General features: G+C 36.7%; 21 protein-coding genes. 14 read left to right on the top strand and 7 right to left on the bottom strand.

The features are described 5' to 3' along the window. The 4 genes from ACFX4G_RS16865 (at nt 1) to ACFX4G_RS16850 (ending at nt 5,147) form a co-directional block, all read left to right on the top strand. Nucleotides 1-762 carry a serine hydrolase gene (locus tag ACFX4G_RS16865; RefSeq protein ID WP_377575793.1) on the top strand — a complete coding sequence of 254 codons (762 nt, stop codon included), beginning with the start codon at nt 1-3 and terminating at the stop codon, nt 760-762. A gap of 341 nt (nt 763-1,103) precedes the next feature. After that, nucleotides 1,104-1,655: a hypothetical protein gene (locus ACFX4G_RS16860; RefSeq protein WP_013056190.1), complete on the top strand. Its 552-nt coding sequence runs from the start codon at nt 1,104-1,106 to the stop codon at nt 1,653-1,655. 109 nt (nt 1,656-1,764) lie between these two features. Further along, nucleotides 1,765-2,292: a GNAT family N-acetyltransferase gene (locus tag ACFX4G_RS16855; RefSeq protein ID WP_043979389.1), complete on the top strand. Its 528-nt coding sequence runs from the start codon at nt 1,765-1,767 to the stop codon at nt 2,290-2,292. An 86-nt stretch (nt 2,293-2,378) separates the two neighbouring features. After that, complete coding sequence (locus ACFX4G_RS16850) at nt 2,379-5,147, top strand: EAL domain-containing protein (protein WP_162213897.1); 2,769 nt, start codon at nt 2,379-2,381, stop codon at nt 5,145-5,147. Nucleotides 5,148-5,185: 38 nt separating this feature from the next. Here ACFX4G_RS16850 and ACFX4G_RS16845 read toward each other — a convergent pair whose 3' ends face one another. Then, entirely contained in the window at nt 5,186-6,022 is an 837-nt protein-coding gene (locus tag ACFX4G_RS16845) for a TIGR03943 family putative permease subunit (RefSeq protein WP_028408025.1), read from the bottom strand. A gap of 16 nt (nt 6,023-6,038) precedes the next feature. Then, nucleotides 6,039-6,908, bottom strand: coding sequence for a permease (locus ACFX4G_RS16840; RefSeq protein WP_043979385.1), 870 nt, complete (start codon nt 6,906-6,908; stop codon nt 6,039-6,041). A 262-nt stretch (nt 6,909-7,170) separates the two neighbouring features. On the opposite strand from ACFX4G_RS16840, the gene ACFX4G_RS16835 reads away from it, so the two are divergent. The 4 genes from ACFX4G_RS16835 to ACFX4G_RS16820 all read left to right on the top strand — a co-directional run bounded on the left by ACFX4G_RS16835 (nt 7,171) and on the right by ACFX4G_RS16820 (nt 11,000). Beyond that, nucleotides 7,171-8,121 carry an ABC transporter substrate-binding protein gene (locus tag ACFX4G_RS16835; protein ID WP_043979383.1) on the top strand — a complete coding sequence of 317 codons (951 nt, stop codon included), beginning with the start codon at nt 7,171-7,173 and terminating at the stop codon, nt 8,119-8,121. Nucleotides 8,122-8,211: 90 nt separating this feature from the next. After that, nucleotides 8,212-9,219 (top strand): FecCD family ABC transporter permease, encoded by a 1,008-nt coding sequence (locus tag ACFX4G_RS16830; RefSeq protein WP_043979380.1) that lies wholly within the window; start codon nt 8,212-8,214, stop codon nt 9,217-9,219. After that, nucleotides 9,216-10,196: a FecCD family ABC transporter permease gene (locus ACFX4G_RS16825; RefSeq protein WP_377575788.1), complete on the top strand. Its 981-nt coding sequence runs from the start codon at nt 9,216-9,218 to the stop codon at nt 10,194-10,196. Before ACFX4G_RS16830 ends, ACFX4G_RS16825 begins: the two co-directional genes overlap by 4 nt. 18 nt (nt 10,197-10,214) lie before the next feature. Further along, a complete protein-coding gene (locus ACFX4G_RS16820) occupies nt 10,215-11,000 on the top strand; it encodes an ABC transporter ATP-binding protein (RefSeq protein WP_377575784.1) in 786 nt (261 codons plus the stop codon). 21 nt (nt 11,001-11,021) lie between these two features. Here the strand turns inward: ACFX4G_RS16820 and ACFX4G_RS16815 are convergent, their stop codons facing one another. Both ACFX4G_RS16815 and ACFX4G_RS16810 read right to left on the bottom strand, forming a co-directional pair. Continuing rightward, the gene (locus ACFX4G_RS16815; protein ID WP_043979375.1) at nt 11,022-11,327 is read right to left on the bottom strand and encodes a hypothetical protein; all 306 of its coding nucleotides are present in this window, start codon (nt 11,325-11,327) and stop codon (nt 11,022-11,024) included. An 88-nt stretch (nt 11,328-11,415) separates the two neighbouring features. Then, complete coding sequence (locus tag ACFX4G_RS16810; RefSeq protein ID WP_043979372.1) at nt 11,416-11,967, bottom strand: TVP38/TMEM64 family protein; 552 nt, start codon at nt 11,965-11,967, stop codon at nt 11,416-11,418. A gap of 494 nt (nt 11,968-12,461) precedes the next feature. On the opposite strand from ACFX4G_RS16810, the gene ACFX4G_RS16805 reads away from it, so the two are divergent. The 3 genes from ACFX4G_RS16805 (at nt 12,462) to ACFX4G_RS16795 (ending at nt 13,642) form a co-directional block, all read left to right on the top strand. Further along, on the top strand, nt 12,462-12,779 hold the full coding sequence (locus ACFX4G_RS16805) for a hypothetical protein (RefSeq protein ID WP_013056195.1): 318 nt from the start codon (nt 12,462-12,464) through the stop codon (nt 12,777-12,779). Between the two features lie 29 nt (nt 12,780-12,808). Continuing rightward, entirely contained in the window at nt 12,809-12,991 is a 183-nt protein-coding gene (locus ACFX4G_RS16800; RefSeq protein ID WP_029324165.1) for a hypothetical protein, read from the top strand. A gap of 126 nt (nt 12,992-13,117) precedes the next feature. Further along, nucleotides 13,118-13,642, top strand: coding sequence for a cupin domain-containing protein (locus ACFX4G_RS16795; RefSeq protein ID WP_013056196.1), 525 nt, complete (start codon nt 13,118-13,120; stop codon nt 13,640-13,642). A 33-nt stretch (nt 13,643-13,675) separates the two neighbouring features. On the opposite strand, the gene ACFX4G_RS16790 is transcribed toward ACFX4G_RS16795, so the two are convergent. The 3 genes from ACFX4G_RS16790 to desA all read right to left on the bottom strand — a co-directional run bounded on the left by ACFX4G_RS16790 (nt 13,676) and on the right by desA (nt 16,578). Then, nucleotides 13,676-14,278, bottom strand: coding sequence for a response regulator transcription factor (locus tag ACFX4G_RS16790; protein ID WP_013056197.1), 603 nt, complete (start codon nt 14,276-14,278; stop codon nt 13,676-13,678). Beyond that, nucleotides 14,275-15,417, bottom strand: coding sequence for a sensor histidine kinase (locus ACFX4G_RS16785; protein ID WP_025749309.1), 1,143 nt, complete (start codon nt 15,415-15,417; stop codon nt 14,275-14,277). Before ACFX4G_RS16785 ends, ACFX4G_RS16790 begins: the two co-directional genes overlap by 4 nt. A gap of 117 nt (nt 15,418-15,534) precedes the next feature. Further along, on the bottom strand, nt 15,535-16,578 hold the full coding sequence (gene desA / locus ACFX4G_RS16780) for a Delta(5) desaturase DesA (RefSeq protein ID WP_043979367.1): 1,044 nt from the start codon (nt 16,576-16,578) through the stop codon (nt 15,535-15,537). A 223-nt stretch (nt 16,579-16,801) separates the two neighbouring features. Here desA and ACFX4G_RS16775 point away from each other — a divergent pair, with 223 nt between their 5' ends. The 3 genes from ACFX4G_RS16775 to cls all read left to right on the top strand — a co-directional run bounded on the left by ACFX4G_RS16775 (nt 16,802) and on the right by cls (nt 19,670). Further along, a complete protein-coding gene (locus ACFX4G_RS16775; RefSeq protein ID WP_043979365.1) occupies nt 16,802-17,197 on the top strand; it encodes a ribosomal maturation YjgA family protein in 396 nt (131 codons plus the stop codon). Nucleotides 17,198-17,355: 158 nt separating this feature from the next. Further along, the gene (locus tag ACFX4G_RS16770; protein ID WP_043979363.1) at nt 17,356-17,910 is read left to right on the top strand and encodes a hypothetical protein; all 555 of its coding nucleotides are present in this window, start codon (nt 17,356-17,358) and stop codon (nt 17,908-17,910) included. A gap of 257 nt (nt 17,911-18,167) precedes the next feature. Further along, the gene (gene cls / locus ACFX4G_RS16765) at nt 18,168-19,670 is read left to right on the top strand and encodes a cardiolipin synthase (RefSeq protein WP_043979361.1); all 1,503 of its coding nucleotides are present in this window, start codon (nt 18,168-18,170) and stop codon (nt 19,668-19,670) included. Nucleotides 19,671-19,684: the final 14 nt, after the last annotated feature.

The following is a 19,684-nucleotide window of genomic DNA, read 5'->3' as shown; positions in this document are numbered from 1 at the left end:
ATGAAAATCGAAGATGCAGTTACTACATGGAAGCGGAGTAATAATGGACTTATACGTATTCATATTGAAGGAAAAGAATCCATACAGATTAATTCTTTTATCCAACAACGAGCAGCAAGTACAATCAAGCTGCTGCTTGCAATAGAAGGGTTTCGTCAAATTGATGCGGGCATCTTGGCTTTAACATCTGTCATTCAAAGAATGGAAAAAAACACGGTTGGCGGAGCAGGCGTACTTAGAGCTCTTCCGCGGTTAACACATATTAAAGTAGAAGAGCTGCTTACCCTTATGATAATTGTTTCTGACAACACAGCTACAAATGAACTCATTTCTTTAGTAGGATTTGAAAAAATTAACGAATGTGCTAAAAATCTAGGATTAAAGAAAACCGTTTTAAACCGCTATATGATGGACGAAATCGCTGTTGAAAAAGGGATTGATAATTATACGTGTGCCTCTGACGTAGTAAAGTGTCTAAGGGAAATATATGAAGGAAACCTTTTGCAAAAATCTAGTCGCGAAAAAATAATGAGAATGTTAGAAATGCAGCAGTTTCAGCATAAGCTTCCAGCACGTATAGGATCAGCGTTTCAAGCTGCGAATAAGACTGGAGAACTACAGGGAGCAGAACATGATAGTGCTATTCTCATGCGAGGTAACGAAACATATTATGCCGTTGTTTTGATAGATGGACTAAGTGACAATGAACAGGGAAGGAGATTAATTGCTGATATTGGATATCTTCTGTCATCTAACATCTAAAAATCTTTTGACCATATACTTCAATAAGCGGAATTGGTTTGCTCCCTTTTATTTAATGTCTTCTATCAAAGAAAAACTCACATTTACTAATAATAAATACTTATCTTCTCAGATTTTGGCGAGATCGTTGTTTGCTGTGCTGGATTTGTGCTAGTAATAGATAAACATGTTCTTTTTCATAAAATTTTATGAAAAAATAATGATAAATCATTCATCCTATACCAACTTATTCATATTTTTTATATAATAGAATAATAGTATATATTTTAAACGAATAGTGAATGTCTATGCAAAACAGCAAGGAGCATGAAATTATTCGATTCATAAATGGTGGTGTATGTATGGCAAACGAACATGTAATGATAGATATTATAAAAGCATTTAAACGCAATTCAACTGAATCCATTGCTATGGATTTAATTAAGGAAGTGCGAGGGACATTTAGTCCATTACCTAAATATATAGCGGATTTAATTGATGAGCTGAGAAAATTAAATTTAAAAGACGAAGTGATCAGTGTCATCTTGTATCAATCTGTATATGTGGCAGACCATCAATTTAATATTAAAGATACCATTACCAATCGTCAGTTTGTAAAAGATACAATTGAAATGGGCAGAAGATGGGTGCATCAGTACGGCCGAATTGAAACAGTAGAAGAAGCAATTCATATTGCAGAGCAAGTGTCTACAAAAGAGGACTTGCCTCATCATTTGCAAACAGCAACAATTGACGAAAAAATTACGCTTGAGGTGCAGCTTGATCATCAAACGTATGAAATGTTAAAAAATATAGCCGTTTATTATGATCATCATTCCTATGAACAGTCAATGACTGTAGCAATTAATCGTTTATATACGCAGCTGCGCGATGCACAATCAAAAAATAGTTAAATGTCAAATCTCACATGTTCCGTGCACCATGTGAGATTTTTTAAGATGTGAAAGAGGCGCAGATGAAAATGTCTTGTTCCATCATTCACCAAAAGGAGGGAGAACATAGATGAGGGTATATTTATCTCCTCTTCAAAAAAAAGATGCTTCTAAAGTTTTTGAATATTGGTCGGATGAAGAGGTTACTAGATATATGAATATTGAGCCCTTTACGACGCTTTATCAAGCGGAAAGCATGATTGCACTTCTCCAAAGTTTGACGAAAGAAGGGAAAGCAACACGCTATGCTATTCGATTAAAGACTTCCGATGAGATCATTGGAACCTGCGGTCTAAACCGTATTGATTATGTTAAAAAGCAAGCAGAGATTGGGTATGATTTAGGCAGACCTTTTTGGAAAAAAGGTCTCATGACAGAAGCGCTCTGCCTTTTGCTAGAAAAAGCTTTTGAAGAGTTTCGTATACAAGAAATTGAAGCAAAAGTTGATCCTAATAATAAAGATTCAATTACTCTTTTAAAAAAATTTTCGTTTCAACTAGAAGAGGCGTATGAGTCAGATGATTGTACTTGTTTATACACTGTCAACAAGGAAAAAGTGAGCGCGATATTGTCAGGACGTTCAAAAGGTAAGAAGTAAATCAAGCATAAGTTCTTTTGAAATAGTAAATATTTTTAGGCCTTAACCGATAACAAAGAAAAGAACGAATTGAAGGAAGGTCATGAATGAATCATCATACACATTTACTAGAAGGGACGTACAATGAGTTACTCGTTACACTCTCTTTCCTTATCGCTATTACTGCGGCGTACGCTTCTTTTGGGTTAGCTAATCGTGTGAAAATTTCCCGGGCAAAATTTATTCAGTTTTGGTTAATCAGCGGGGCATTTACATTGGGGATAGGCATTTGGTCAATGCATTTTATCGCCATGCTTGCTTTTCACCTGCCCGTAGATGTTTCATATAATTTATGGTTTGTTCTTCTCTCAATCTTGGGAGCGATAACGGGATGTTATATAGGTCTCTACCTCATTCACAAACAAAAGAAAAGTATAAAAGCACTTATCATTGCAGGGAGCTTTATGGGAGCGGGAATTGTTTTTATGCACTATTTGGGCATGATGGCTATGGAGCCAATTATGATTTCGTATGATCCATTTATCGTTTTTCTCTCTATTCTTATTGCTGTTGCTGCTTCTAATACAGCTTTGTGGCTTGGTTTTTATTCAAAGCTAAATGAAGGGAAGCTTACCGTTTTTGCTAAGGTTATTTGTTCTACTATTATGGGCATTGCTATTGCAGGTATGCACTATACGGGCATGCAGGCAGCTTCTTTTTCAGGAATGTCAATGTCTGAACACTCAAACGGTTTTGCCTTAAATCCAATATATTTATCCGTCGTTATTGTTTTTTTTATTGTCTGCCTCTTTACGGCTGTGTTTTTAACCATTTTTATGGATCGACGCGTACAAAAACAAGAAGTTTTAAAATGGGCTTTTTTTGAATCCGCTCTGGATGCTATTTTGGTGATCGATGAAAAAAGACATGTTTTATCGCTCAATTATGCAGCGGAAACGCTTTTCTCTCTTAAAGCATCAGATGTAATCGGGAGTAATGTTGTTAAGCTGCTGCCCTTCTACGAATTTTCTTCTCTACAAGATGGACGAACTGAGCACTCCCTTTTGATAAGTAATAGAGAAGTTACGGTTGAGATAACGGTGATGGCGGTAGGAATTGAAGAGACGGTTGAGTATATGTTGTATATCCGCAATATGACGCAAGAGCGCGAAGCGGAAAAAACGTTGATTGAAGCAAAAAATCGCTATGAAAACTTGTTTTACTCCTCTCCATTGGCAATTATGGTCCATCGAGAAGAAGAGGTCGTGTCTGTGAATGATGCTATGATTCAGCTTTTAGGAGTAACGGAAGACCAGCTCGTTGGTAAATCGTTATATGATTTCTTTTCATCTGAACAAGTTCCCGATATTAAAAAAGGATTGAAGGCAGTAAAGGATAGAAAAGATGAGCCAAGATCTCCATTAGCTCAATTGAAAATGTTTAATGCGTTAGGTAAGGAACTCTTTTTAGAAGTAAAATCTACGCTCATTCAAATTAATGGAGAGACGCTTTTTCAGACAGTAACTAGAGATGTAACGGAACAGAAAAAAGCTCAAGAATCGCTTCAATATATGGCTTTTCACGATATGCTAACAGATTTACCAAATCGAAGTATGTTTTCAAGCATTGTAGAGAAATCCATTGATTCAGCAGCTGCTTCAGGAAAAAAGCTTCATTTCTTATTTTTAGACCTAGATCGTTTCAAACAGGTAAATGACACGCTTGGTCATCATGCTGGAGATCAGCTTATGCTTCAGGTTGTTGATCGAATGAAGAGCTGCATAAGAAACCAAGATGTGCTTTCGCGTTTTGGAGGAGATGAGTTTTTAGTTTTACTGCATGATAGGACTGATGAAGAAGTGAAAAAAATCTGTCAATCATTAAATGACTGCTTATCCACTCCTTTTGTAGTGCTATCGAGAGATGTTTATTTAGGGGTAAGCATCGGAGTTAGTTTATTTCCTAAAGATGGAAAATTGCTTGAAGTGCTAGTTCGCCATGCTGATTTAGCGATGTACGAAGTCAAAAAACAAGGGCGTAATCATTATCTGTTTTATCAAAAAGAAATGCAGGTTCATACTACGCGACGAATGAGAATTGAAGATGGGTTACGCAAGGCTTTTGAGCTGGGCGAAATGGAGCTTCACTATCAGCCGAAAGTCAATATTCAAAGTGGCCATATTGTTGGAGTGGAGGCTTTAATCCGGTGGACTCATGCCGAGATGGGCGTCATTTCTCCCGCAGAATTTATTCCGATTGCTGAAGAAACAGGCGTTATTGTTACACTGACGAAATGGGTATTAAAAAAAGCGTGCCATCAAAATAAGTATTGGCAGCTTCAAGGACTTCCTCCCTTAAAAATGAGTGTGAACATATCAAGCGTGGATTTTGGCACAACTGATTTTGTTGATTATGTGTTAGGTGTCTTGCGTGAAGTAGAGTTAGAATCAAGATATTTAGAACTTGAAATTACAGAAAGTGTAACGATGAAGCATGTTGAGCAAACAATCGAAAAGCTACAAATCTTAAAAGATGCAGGAGTATTTATTTCAATTGATGATTTTGGCTCAGGATACTCCTCGTTTAGCTATATTCAGAAGCTGCCTATTCATACGCTGAAAATTGACCGGTCTTTTATTAAAGATTTAGATCCTAATACAACGGAAGTATCGATTGTCAGAGCCATTATTACACTAGCCAAAAGTTTGCAGCTATCCGTCGTAGCAGAAGGTGTAGAAGAAGTTGAACAAGTAGAACTTCTTCATAAAGAAAAATGTGATGAAGTGCAGGGATACTATTTCTCCAAACCGATTTCAGCGGAGGAATTTTATGAGAAATTTCATAAAATCGAAGAAAAAATGGAATTTGTTCATTAATGTAAAAAGCCGTTCTTATTTAAAAGAACGGCTTTTAATTATTGGTTATTTCGATATACATAAGGGTCCTTTGGAGCCTGCTCCCGCTTCACTTTTGTTACTTTCAAAACAGGAATGGTTTTTTTGAACGGCTGATAATACATTGTACTGACTTCACCTGTAACAGTTGCCCAGTCATCATTTTTAAAAGCAGCGTCATCTGGAAACTCAATGAGCATTCCAAACACCCCTGAATCTGCAATACAATGAATAATACCAAAGCGAAAGAGAAAATACTGATTCTTTTTTAGCTCCTTCGTTTGATACATAAATCCTTTAAATGAAATGGTTTTGCCACTGAATTGACCAGGATATCGGTAAATAGTTTCCATTGCATTTAAAAATTCCTCATCTTCTAAGTTGATATTCTCTCCTTTAGAAAATTTTTTAAGGTCATGATGAATCATTTGGTCATAGGCTTCTTCGCCGTAAAAAGAACTTGTATCCGGCTGTAAAAATTGATGAGAAGAATAAGGATCTTTTTTATCATAAATAGGAAAATGAAATCCTTTAGCTTCAACAATGTTAGAATCAAGAGTTGCGACAGGTAAAAATAAGACAGTGAATACAGGTAAAATATAAATTGGGTACCATGCTCTTCGTTTCCATTTGCTTTCTTGATGGTTATGGGCGCATCCGCAGCTACAATCATCATCATGTTTTTTAGGGCCTATCATGTAAAAGATTAATTCTGCGATAGTTAAAAACCAAAGTACAAAGATAGTACCAAATGAAATCCAAGAATATTTCATATTAATATATTTTGAGATATCCCCAGTTGCATGAAGGTGCATGAAGATGAACGTAAACCCTATTAAAATTAAAATACGAATCATGCTAAATCCCTCCTTATTAATGAACAATTAAGATCGAAACAATAAGTACTAAAATAAAGACATAAGCCAAAAGTGTAAAGACAAATTTAGTCTTAAACTGGCCTAGCATCATCAGCGTATTCTTAATGTCAAACATTGGGCCGAATACCAAGAATGAAACAATAGCACTGTCTGTAAACGTACTGCGAAACGAGGAAGCGATAAACGCATCTGCAGAAGAGCAAAGCGATAATACATATGCAAGTCCCATCATTACCGCGTTTGATGAAACATCGCCTTGACCTAATGAAAATAGAGTAGATGTCTTAACAAACGTCTGCATTCCGGCTGCAATTAATCCTCCGATAATCAGAAATTTCCCAACAGAAAAAAACTCATCAATAGTATGACGGGTAGCTTCTGAAACCTTCGCACTCATTTTTTTGGGGGAAGTATGCAGGTGAACCTCACGTTTCGTCTGAGGTGTTTTAAACTGAAAACTTAAAATGAAACCTACAAGTAAGGAAACAATAAAAGCCACTCCTGCACGATACAATACTATCTTCCAATCATTACCGAAGGCTACAAAGGTAGAAAATAAAACAACTGGATTAATAATAGGACCTGTTAACATAAAAGGAATAGCAGCATAAAGAGGAACTCCTTTTGCCATTAAACGTCTAGTAATAGGAACAATTCCACATTCGCAGGCTGGAAAAAGAGCTCCAATCACACTAGCTAATAGGACAGCACCTATTTTATTTTTAGGAATAACTCGAGCCATCATTTCATCAGTTACAAAAATTTGAATAATTCCTGAAATGATCACGCCCAGTAATACAAAGGGAAGGGCTTCGATGAGAATACTAATAAATATAGTATTCATTTGTAATAGAGACGAATTCACTATCTTCACTCCAAAATTAAGATTATTTAAAAGTGCGTTAGTACAATAAAGTTGAATATGGTCAACTTACAGATAGTGTATCGTAAAAAAGGGAGGGAATAAAGCTTTTTCAAGAAAGGGATTAAAAGGATTCTTCTGTTATTTATTCAAGAAATGTCCCATATTACGAGAAAACTATTGACGCACCTTTAATTAACAGATAACATTGATGATAATGATTATCAGCGTCAAACAGAGTATATACATAGGAGGAAGCGTTAAAATGAAGCAAGTTAAAAAGATTAGACTTGCCAGTGTAGCTGCTATTGTTTCTATTTTATTTGTTCTAGCAGGATGCGGGTCAACTCAAAATTCATCAAAAGAAAATTCAGATAATAGTCAAAAGATATCTGTGCAGCATGAGCTGGGAAAAACAAAAGTTCCTGAAAATCCAAAAAAAGTAGTTGTGCTTGAACTATCCTTTGTAGATGCTTTGCAAGGTTTAGGAATGAAGCCAGTAGGAATTGCAGACGACAACAAAAAAGATATGATTGAAAAACTCGTAGATGGGAAGATCAATTATACTTCAGTAGGAACACGTCAACAGCCAAATTTAGAAGTAATTAGTTCCCTGCAGCCGGACTTAATTATTGCCGATGTGCAGCGTCATAAAGCAATCTATAAAGAATTAAACAAAATTGCACCTACAATTGAATTGAAAAGTCGTGAATCTACATATGAAGAAAATATAGATTCATTTAAAACAATTGCGAAAGCAGTAGGAAAAGAAAAAAAAGCACAACAGCGCTTAAATGAGCATGAAGAAACAATTTCAAAATTAAAAAATGAGTTAAAAGAAGAAAGTGGTCAGACAGTCTTACCAGCAGTTGTCAGAGATACTTCTTTCCAAGCGCATACATCTTCTTCTTATGACGGAGAGTTCCTTGAAAAGCTAGGATTGAAGAACGCTGTACAAGACAAAGAAGCATATGCTGAGATGAATTTAGAACAGTTGTCAGACATTAATCCAGATATTTTAATCCTAGCAAATAACGAAGGTAAACTTGTAACGGATGAATGGAAAACAAATCCTCTTTGGAAAAATTTAAAAGCTGTTAAAAATGATAAAGTTTTTGTAGTAGACCGTGATTTATGGACAAGATTCCGAGGAGTGATTTCAGCTGAGGCAATTGGAAAAGATACGGTTAAGTTACTAAACAATAAGCAGCAGTAACATAACAGAGTCTGACAAAGAGGCGAGAATAGTTATTCTATTCTTGCTTCTATTTGTTTAGAAAAGAAAACTGTAGAAAGTGTGTTGGAAATGACAAATCTTGTCCAAAAGCAAAAAATGAATAAATACATTGTGTTGGTAGCTAGCGTTTGTTTGTTAATCATTGGAATGATTTTGCATGTGGCTGTGGGATCTTCTGCTGTCAGCTTTACAGAAGTAATTAAGGCAATTTTTGCGCCTGATGACTCTAAGCAGACAACAATCGTACAGACGCTTAGACTGCCAAGAGCTGTGCTGGCAGCTCTTATTGGAGCCAGCTTGGCAGTTGCTGGAGCATTGATGCAAGCTATTACACGAAATTCGCTTGCCTCACCCCAAGTGTTTGGAGTAAATGCTGGTGCTTCATTAGCGATTGTAATAGCTTTTATTTTATTTCCTGACCTTACCTCTCAATCAACTGTTTATATTGCCTTTTTAGGGGCAGCTTTAGGAGGAATAACTGTTTATTTGTTCGCATCGGGCGGAAAGATAACTCATGTGAAACTAGCACTTGCCGGAATGGCTGTGCATTTATTTTTATCGTCACTTACTCAAGGAGTAATTGTGCTAAATGAACAAGCTACGGACGTTTTGTATTGGCTTGTAGGTTCTATTAACGGGAAAGACTGGACTCATGTGAAAATTCTTTTACCTTGGTCGTTTCTAGGTCTTCTCCTAGCTTTTGGATCATCTCGCTCTATATCGATCCTAGTATTAGGAGAAAATATGGCAACAGGATTAGGAGAAAAGGTAAAATGGATTCGCTTTTTTGCAGGTATACTAGTCATTATGCTCGCCGGTGCATCTGTTGCCGTTGCGGGGCCAATTGGATTTGTAGGTCTCATTGTACCTCATATAGCTAGAAAATTGGTAGGAGGAGACTACCAACGAATTCTGCCATTTTCAGCTATATTAGGAGCCATTTTGCTTGTTTATGCTGATGTACTGTCTCGTTTCATTGCATATCCTTTTGAGTCGCCAGTAGGGATTGTAACAGCTCTTATTGGAGCGCCTTTCTTTTTATACCTTGCTAGAAAGGGGAGGAATATTAAGCAATGAAAAGAAAACACCCTTATCAAATGTTAAGTATCTTATTGTTAGGTTTAATAATTACGATTGTAATTAGCTTAGGGATAGGAGCCGTTTATATTTCCCCGGGAGAAATCTTTCAGCAAATAATTGGAAGTTCTCAAGGGAGTTCATTTATTTTAACGAATTATCGTATTCCACGCACCCTCATTGCTATTGTTGTAGGTGCGGCTTTAGCAGTAGCAGGAGCTATTTTGCAAGGGATATTAAAAAATCCACTAGCTTCTCCCGATGTTATCGGTGTCACAAAAGGAGCGGGGCTATTCGCCGTTTTTATCTTAATTGTATTTCCAACTGCTTCTGTGCTTCTGCTGCCACTTTCAGCTTTTTTAGGAGCAGCAGCTATAGCCGTTATACTTATGGTGTTTTCCTACTCTCAAGGAGCTAAACCTCATACGCTGGCTTTAGTTGGCGTAGCGTTAGGAGCTATTTGTCAGGCTGGAATTCAGTATTTTATGATTAAGTTTCCAGATGACGTGAATACAACTCTTCTTTGGCTCACAGGAAGTTTATGGGGAAGAGGCTGGAGTGAGCTTGGGATGTTAATTCCTTGTGTTGTACTCGTGCCTGTTATTATTATATTTGCATCTAAGCTCGACATTTTAAACTTAGGGGATGAGATTGCAGTTGGCTTAGGAGAGCGAACAACATACGTTCGTTATACACTATTGAGTATGGCTGTGATATTGTCAGGGTTATCTGTAGCTGTGGTTGGGTCAATTGGTTTTATTGGTTTAATTGCTCCTCATATTGGTAGGAGGCTAGTAGGAAGCCGTTCGAAGTTCTTGTTACCAGTTTCAGCAGCAGTAGGTGCTTTATTCCTGCTAATTGCTGACAGTTTAGGAAGAGGGGTTATGCCGCCCGTTGAGATTCCAGCTGGAATTGTAACAGCTGTTATTGGCGCCCCTTATTTTCTATATTTACTGCGCCGTGAACAGAAAAAATAGAGGAAAGGAGGAACAGTAATGACAAAATTAACTGCTGAAAAGCTTTCACTATCATATGATTCAACTTCAGTTATTCATAATATTGACCTTCACATTCCAGAAGGAAAGGTAAGTATAATCATTGGATCAAATGGCTCTGGAAAGTCAACAATCCTTCGTTCATTGGCTCGTTTATTAAAGCCTACAGAAGGAAGTATATATTTAAATGGAAAAGATATTCATCGTCATTCATCAAAAGAAGTAGCAAAAAAACTGGCTATTTTGCCTCAAGCTCCTGAAGCTCCTGAAGATTTAACAGTAAAAGAGCTTTGCTATTACGGTCGTCACCCTCATAAGGGCTTATTTGCTCGCTATTCTGCTGAAGATCATCAAATTGTAGAGGAGGCTTTACAGGCAACCAAACTGTCTGATTTAAGTCATCGTACACTGGATGCTCTCTCTGGAGGGCAGCGTCAGAGGGCCTGGGTTGCAATGGCATTAGCACAGGGTACGGAGCTTCTACTTTTGGATGAGCCTACCACATATTTAGATTTAGCTCATCAGATTGAAGTGCTTGAACTTCTTCGTTCTTTAAACCAAAAGAGAAATTGTACAATTGTGATGGTCTTACACGATCTAAACCAAGCAGCTCGCTATGCAGACTATTTAATCAGTATTTCAAACGGCCAGATTTACAAAGAAGGTTCTTCTGCTCAAGTATTTACAGAAGAAATGATAAGAGATGTGTTTAATTTATCTTCAACTATCATTCAAAATCCGGTTGATGGTTCACCTTTATGCATACCAACTGGAATCATAAAATAAACTGCATTTTAAAACAGCGTACTATTTTTGCATAGTACGCTGTTTTACATTTAAGGTCAGAGCTAACAGTTTATACAATACATAGATTCCAAGGTATGCCCCGGTTAATAAAAAAGCTGAATTTAAAAAGATTGCATGGATGCTCGTCATAAAAACAGTATGGTTTTTTAAGATACGATAGATAGAAGCAGCGGCTATATTTCCAAATACTAGCGCTGAAAGAAGGGCTAGCGTATTAAAAACTAGCTCTGCTCCTTTCCATTTGAGTGAGAAAAAGAGCATGATAATAGGAATAATGATACTTCCAGAAACTAACAGAAAAATCAATGGACCATCTCCAATACGTTATCTTATTACAGTTACATAAGATAATGTTTTTGCTTATCTTTAGATAGTCTTCCCTTTTTATAATCCGTTAAGCTTTTTTCTTCCATTTTTTACTTATATAAAAAAGTAAGATGATGGATAAAACCATTAAAATGATTTTGCCTTGCATAGATCCTTGTGAAAGATGATAAACCGAATAAACTTCAATAAAAAGCGCTGGAATTTTTCCAAGTGCGCTAGCAGAAATGAATACCGCAAAGGAGCCTTTTCCTACAGCGCTGAAGAATGTAATGAGGCCTGATGGAACAAAGGGAAGTAAACGCAAAGAAAGAATCAATACAAAACTCTCTTTCCCTTGTACGCGCAGCAGTTTCAGCGACTTAGAGTGAGAAAGTGTTTTTGTATGAACAAGTGTACGGAAACCTTTTCGATACAGCCAAAAAGAGAGAGCTGCACCTAAAACTTCTCCAATAAAAGAAAGTAAAAATCCGTTCCAAAAACCAAATAATTTTACGTTTGCGAACGTAAGGGGTGCACTTGGAAATACGCCCGTAATGCTAATAAGAATGTTCAAGAGAATGCTGATAAACCCAGCTGCTTCTAAATGTTCAAGCAGAAATGTTTGAAGATAGTCAGTCATGGTTATACTCCCATTTATGTTTTACTTGTAGGGCTATTTTAGATGGTTTTCTACTATTATATAATTTTTAGCATGAAATAAGTAGGTAAGCAGTTTATAAAAAACGAAACAGGGTAACTACTTACTAATGAAAGATGATTTACTGATTTGAAGGGATGGACAACTCATGTTGAAATTTTTGCTTGTTATTGTAGTGGTATTATTAATTATTATGATTTTTAAACGCTTTATCCGAAAATGAAAATGCTAACTAAGCAGCTCGTGGGATCTTTCTCACGAGCTCTTTTGCGGAGCTATTCAGTAGCTCAACAATACACTTTTTACCTGTGATGAATATCACTGCAGCTAGGGAAATGAAGGGGTAAGATAGAAATGGGAGGGAGGTATATGGAATTATTATTCTATCTCAGCACTTATTTATCAGGGGGAGCTATTGCATTATGGCTAATTAATGCAGCATTTAATGGATTATTAAAATAACAGAGGGAGAGAAAATGAACGATTCTAAAGGTATATTTAACGATAAAGAAAGAAAGCTTGCTCGCTATTTGGAGACGTACACAACTGAGCAGATTTTAACTGAAGCAGGCATGTCTTCGTCTGCTGCGCTATATGAGTTGAAAAAAATAAGATTACCGCGGGCAGTTGCTAATACGATTGTTTATTACGTACTGGCAACAAATAATCAAAAGCTGGTTATGTACAAACTGCTCATGTTAGCTGGCGTTTGTAAAAAGCTTGGCATTCAAGATGCACAGGCAGCCCTCACTTTTATCAAAAAATATTACGTTTGTCATCAGCATTTACACTAGAAAGTACATTTGTCTGAGGGGGAAAAGAGATGAATATTGTCCCGTTTAAGCAGCGTTCATCTGCAAAAAATGATCAAGGCAGAGAACAGCCGTTTCAATGTTTCATTGAGGGAGATCGATTTCAGTTAGATTTGTATATGACATATTTATTTCATCGCTGCCATTCTAGCAGGTATAGATATAACCGTGCTAACAGAAAGGGTAGGATGTAATGATAAAATACCAGTGGTAGCGGCTTCATTTTTCCTGATGGAATAATGAAGCCGTTTGTTGTGTTAGAAAGAATGATTTACTATGATGTAGTTAATGATAAAAGAAAAAGGAAGGGAAGGAACGTAATGGATTTACATAAGTGGGAATATTGGATTTCAAAGCTCGAGCTTCAGCCTCATCCAGAAGGAGGGTTTTATAAACAAACCTATCGCTCCAATGATGAAATTTCTGATAAAGAAGTGTCATCGCAGTTTGATGATAAACGATTTCTATACACGAGTATTTACTTTTTATTAAGGTCTCAAGATGTATCGCATTTCCACCGGCTGCAATCAGATGAACTATGGTACTATCATGGGGGAAGTCCTTTAACCATTCATATTATTTACCGCGACGGAACCTATCAAGAAGTAAAACTAGGTACAAACTTAGAAAATGGAGAAGTTCCTCAATTTTTAGTTCCAAGAGATACGATTTTTGGTTCCTCTGTGGCAAATGAGAATACGTTTTCTCTCGTTGGATGCATGGTCGCACCAGGTTTTGATTTCCGTGACTTTGAATTATTCACAAAACAGCAGCTGCTTGATGAATTCCCTGAGCATGTTGTGATCATCGACAAATTAGGGTACGATAAATTGCCAAATGATTAAAAAGCATGCATCTCGGTTTGATGCATGCTTTTTTCATTTGAACCAGCCTTTTTCCTTAAAGCGAGTAATGGCTTCAATGCGGTTCTTTACTTCGAGTTTGTCCAGAATGGTAGAAATATAATTGCGCACCGTTCCAGTCTTAATAGATAGTTCGTCAGCAATTTCTTTTGTGTTTTTTCCATCAGCTACTAGAGCTAATACTTCTTTCTCTCTAGCTGTAAGAGGACTGGTAGATTCACTATATAAGTCATCCACTAATTCTGGAGCATAGAGGCGTCTGCCTGCCATCACGCTTCGAATGGAATTTGCGAGTTCTTCACTCGGACTATCTTTTAGCAAGTATCCGCTTACGCCTGCTTTCAAAGCTCTTTGAAAATAGCCGGAGCGAGCGAACGTTGTCAAAATGATGACTTTGCAGTTTAAATCTTTCAGTTCCTCTGCAGCTTCAAGCCCAGTTTTAAGAGGCATCTCGATATCCATTACGCATATATCTGGCTGGTGCTGCTTAGCAAGTGATACCGCTTGTTCCCCATTTGAAGCTTTTCCGACAACTTCCATGTCATCTTCTAAATTTAACAAAGAGCCTAAAGCCCCTAACATCATTTGCTGATCTTCGGCAATAACAATTCGAATCATAATTGTTCCTCCTTAATATGTTTAACGATGTTTGGAACTGTAATATGAATAATCGTCCCCCCTTGGCTGGAGATATCAAGATGGCCGTTTACAAACTCCAGCCGTTCTTTCATTCCTAAAAGACCGTTTCCTTTCCAGCAGGTTTTCTTCGTATTAATACCAACTCCATTGTCTTCTACCGTTATGCCTACTTCTTTTGCAGACTGATGTAAAGTAATCGTGCAAACGGTGGCTTGACTATGTTTGACCACATTGGTTACTGCTTCTTTTAAGCACATGCTAAGAATATTTTCAATTAGCAACGACACATTCTCTAATGAAATGGCTTCTTCTCCTACAAACTTAATTTCGGCAGCTTCTAAAAGCTCTTGAACGCGTTTTAGTTCTTCACTAAGGCGGATTCCACGCATTTGAGAAACCATGTTTCTCACTTCATTAAGAGCCGTGCGCGCTGTTTGCTGGACATCTTTTAATTCTGATTTTGCTTTTTCAGGATCTTTTGTAATAAGTTTTCTTGCTAAATCACTTTTTAGACCGATAAGAGACAGCTTTTGTCCTAACGTATCGTGCAGATCGCGAGCTATCCGCTGGCGTTCTTCCTGTTTTACAAGCTCAGAAATACGTTTATTTGCATCTTCAAGCTGTTCTTCCAGCCGGTCTCGCTTCTTCCGATTATAAATGCTAAATGGCAGTACAATCACACTGATGGAAATTACAAAAATGAAAGGCAGCTGTTTTAAAAAGATCTCTTCTTGCATAACAACGTTAAAGTTTACCGAAATAACGGTGCTAATTAAATGAACAGCATACAAAGTGAAGAAAGCGAGTCGTTTTTGGATATTTCCAATAAAATAAGCGATAAAAAACGCAAAGTAAAAGGCAAAGTAAATATAATTGAAAATAGTTGTCAGGGCTAAGGAAATAACGATTAACAAAGCCGTCCATACGTAAACGGACTTGCCTGTTGAAACAAACGCAAAACGATAGAAAATAAAAAATAAGATGGTGAGTAACGAACCAACAATAATGTGATTCATGGATGAAGACTGTAAAATAAAATAAAATGGTAGAATGACAAATACCGTCCATATGTAGGGAGATAGCCCAGTGATTTTTTGGAAAAACGTATATTTTTTCATAAAGAACCTCGTTTACTTGTTAAAATACACTATTAGTTTACCACAAAGTAGAACGAAATAAGTTTAGAGAGATAGATAAAACAGTCAAGCTTTTGAAAGCTTGACTGTTTTGTTTTATTAAAGTTCTGCTTTTGTTTGAGATGACATTCTGCTTGCTTTTGGTGCAGCTGAGCGTGTTTTTATTTCTTTAAAGCTCACAAACATTTTGTTTTCTTCATCCCATAGACGGAATCGAAGAGAGCGAAGACTTGTTGCGAGTGTAATGGTTGGTACATTTTGAAGAGGCTGCGTGTGTTGATGAACAGCTTCAAGCTTATAGTTTGGCACTCTTGGGCTTAAATGATGTACATGGTGAAACCCAATATTGCCTGTTAGCCATTGCAATAGTTTTGGAAGCTTGTAAAATGAACTTCCTTCAACGGCAGCTTTTACATAATCCCAGTGCTCATCTTCTTCAAAATAAGAATCTTCAAACTGATGCTGTACATAAAACAGCCAAATTCCAATTGAACCTGAAATGAAGAAAATCGGTCCTTGAATTAATAGGAACGCCTGCCACCCTACCAACCAGCAGGTCGCTGCTGCTAATGCAACGATCAATACATTTGTAAGATACGTATTCATTCTTTCTTGTTTCTTCGCATTTTTTTGATTGAATCGGTTTGTAATCAAAAATACATATATAGGTCCCACGCCGAACATAATGAACGGATTGCGATAGATACGGTAAGCGATTTTTTTCCAAATAGAAGCTTCTTTATATTCTGTTACGGTTAACACCCAAATGTCACCCGTACCTCTTTTATCTAAGTTGCTGCTTGTTGCATGGTGAATTGCATGGCTATGTCCCCATTGACTGTAAGGGAACATCGTTAAGACACCGGTAATGGTTCCGAGAATTTTATTGTGTTGTCTACTTTTAAAGAAAGAGTAGTGACAACAGTCATGAAAAATAATGAATATTCTTACTAAAAATCCTGCTGCGATAACAGTTAGCGGAAATGCTAAAAAATAAGAAATTGAAAGGCTCTCATAAGCGAGAAACCACAGTGTGAAAAAAGGTAAAAAAGTATTAATCAATTGTCTTATGCTGTCTTTCATTACTGCTTTTTCAAAAGGTGCAACTTGTTTTCGTAAATTCTTTTGTTTTTGTATAGTCATATGAAATTCCTTTCATCACCGTATATTACCCTCAGTATAAAGAGATTTTTCTGACTATTTAAGACATACGTGTCATATAGAAACCATGACAGTTGTCATATATACGTAGGGGGAAGCTGTAAAAAATGAAAAAAAGCGGTATTTAACAGTCTGCGGTTCTGATAAAATTATACAGTGAAGGCTTATTGCTACGGAGTATTTAAGAAGAAAAAAGGAGTTTGAAATGAATAAAAGAAATAGATGGGTATATCTTCTTCTAGCTTTTGTGATCATGGGAGCAGGCCTTTTATCAAGAAAACTTACCGCGTATCTTCCTCACATCGTAAATATATATGCGGGAGATTCGTTATGGGCCTTAATGATTTTTGTCAGCGCGGGTTTTTTGTTTCCTGCATGGAGGATAAAAATGACTGGTATGTTTGCTATAGTGTTTTGTTACTTCATTGAATTTACACAGTTGTATCACGCTCGGTGGATTGATGACATAAGAAAGACTGCGCTAGGAGGGCTCATTCTGGGGTATGGCTTCTTATGGAGCGATATACTGGCTTATTCGATTGGAGTCGGGGTAGGAATGAGCTGGGAATATTATAGATATCGATTTAAAAGATCCGCCTAGCAAATACGGTTCAACGAATTTTAGAACTCAGCTGAGGATGGAATAAGCCGTAAGGTTATGAAGCAGGATGTATATACATAAAAATAAACTTATGCATAAAAATTTTTCACTTAAAACCAATTGTCTATTCGTTGAACGAGAGGAAGAGAGGGGATTATTTGAACTTAATAGCCTGGATGATTATTGCATGTGAAATCGCTTTTTGGATAGTCATCATTTTAGGATTAGCAGCAAGGTATATGTTTAAAAAACAAAAGCTCAGTTTTTTTATTTTAGCTCTAACACCTGTTGTTGATTTTTTTCTTCTGATTGTGACGAGCGTAGACCTTTACGGAGGTGCTACAGCGACCTATGCTCACGCTATTGCAGCCGTGTATATTGGAATTTCGATCGCTTTTGGAAAAAGTATGATTCAATGGGCAGACGAACGCTTTCAATATTATGTGATGAAAAGCGGAGAAAAACCCCGTAGGCGCTATGGAAAAGAATATGCAAAGCATTATTTTAAGTCATGGCTACAGCATCTTGTTGCTTACGCTATTGGAGCAGCTCTTTTAGCGGCGATGATGTATATAGTACCAAATGGAAAAACCAACGTGCTGCAAAATGTAGTGGAATTTTGGACAGTTATTGTAGGAATTGATTTCTTATTATCTCTTTCTAATTTCGTTTGGCCTAAAAAAGAAAAAGAGTCCGGTTATACCAACTTATAAAAAGACATCGTCATGCGTGTGAAGCAAAAAACCTCCCCGTAAGGAGGTTTTTTGTTTTACCATCCAGGGTATAGGTATATGAATGATGCTTGTCTAAGGTAGTTCAGTTTAGTTGCTTAAGCGGCTAAACTGCTTTTTGTGCAAATATATGTACAATTTATGTAGCATGCATGATAAGAATTCTGTGTATTCCATATACTACCTCATATGAAAGATAGACAAGTGATACAATACAGTTTGTTTTTAGGAGAGCTTTTATGAAAAAACGCCGGTTGGACTTTATTTTTTTATTTATTATTTTACTTTCCATTTATGCTTTCTTTTTTACCTCTATTGATGTTCATTGGAAGTATGCCTTAGTTGGATTATATGGTGTCATCATTTTCATTTGTATGTATTCACTTATGCTTGAAAATCGAACGCCTGAAAGTACGTTGGTTTGGATGTATGTCCTCTTTTTCTTCCCTGTTGCAGGTTTTTTCTTTTATTTGTATTCAGGACAGCTCTATTTAAAGGGGCATATGTTTAAAAAAAAGCGTATGCATAACCGAGAAATGCTTAGAAAGATGGCAGACAAAGAAACGACGCCTGATCTATCGCCACTTCAATCGCATCAGCGTTACTTTGCTCAGTATCTTCAATGTGTATCTTTGACAAAGATGAATGTTCATACAAAAACCTACGTCCTTAAGAACGGGCAAGAAACGTTTAATGAAATCAAAAAGCATTTGCAATCAGCAAAACAGTTTATTCATATGGAATACTATATGTTTCACTCAGATTCTCTAGGAAAAGAAATCATTGATATTTTAATAAAAAAAGCAAGCGAAGGTATAGAAGTGCGCTTTACATTCGATACAATGGGAAGTTTTACACTATCGGGTTCAGATATTAAACGAATGAAAAAAGCGAATATTAAAGTGCATCCTTTCTTACCTATTAAGTATGGATTTTTCAATCAAAAATTCAACTTTCGAAACCACCGTAAAATAGTCGTAATTGACGGGGAAGTAGGTTTTGTAGGGGGATTGAATGTTGGGGATGAGTATTTAGGAAAAAACAAAAAAATTGGTTTTTGGAGAGATACTCATCTGATGCTAAAAGGAGAATCTGTTCAAACTTTGCATTCGATCTTTATGTTCGATTGGGAATACGTTTCTGGAGAATGCTTAATTAACGATGAAGCGTATACAAAGCCTCATCCTGTCGAAGGAGAAGGCTTTGTGCAAGTGGTGGCGACAGGGCCCGATACGCAGGAAAATATGAGTGATTATTACTATACTATGATTACAAGCGCGACGAAATCAATCTGGATTTCAACTCCTTATTTTGTTCCAAATGAAGCCATAAGAACCGCCCTTCGTATTGCGGCTAGAAAAGGTGTAGAGGTACGGATTATGGTACCCGAAATTAATGATGGCTTTCTGACTCAATATGGAACTAGGTCATATTTTGCTGAACTTCTTCGATGTGGAATTGAAGTATATTCGTATAGAAAAGGGTTTTTGCATCAAAAAATTGTGATTATAGACGGAGATATGGCTTCGGTCGGTACTGCAAATATGGATATGAGAAGTTTTCATCTGAACTTTGAAGTTAATGCATTTTTAATTGAAGGAGAGACGATTCAAACGCTCATCAAAAATTACGAAGAAGATATTGAAGACAGTCATTTGATCAAACCAGTAGCATTTTACAAGCGAAGCTTAGTAGAACGTTCGAAAGAGTCATTTGCACGCTTATTTTCAGGTGTTTTATAAAATAAAGTTTGTTT

The organism is Priestia sp. YIM B13486 (genome assembly GCF_042787865.1).
Taxonomy (GTDB): domain Bacteria; phylum Bacillota; class Bacilli; order Bacillales; family Bacillaceae_H; genus Priestia; species Priestia megaterium.
The sequence above is the reverse complement of the archived record's forward strand: the minus strand, read 5'-3'. Positions and strand labels throughout refer to the sequence as shown.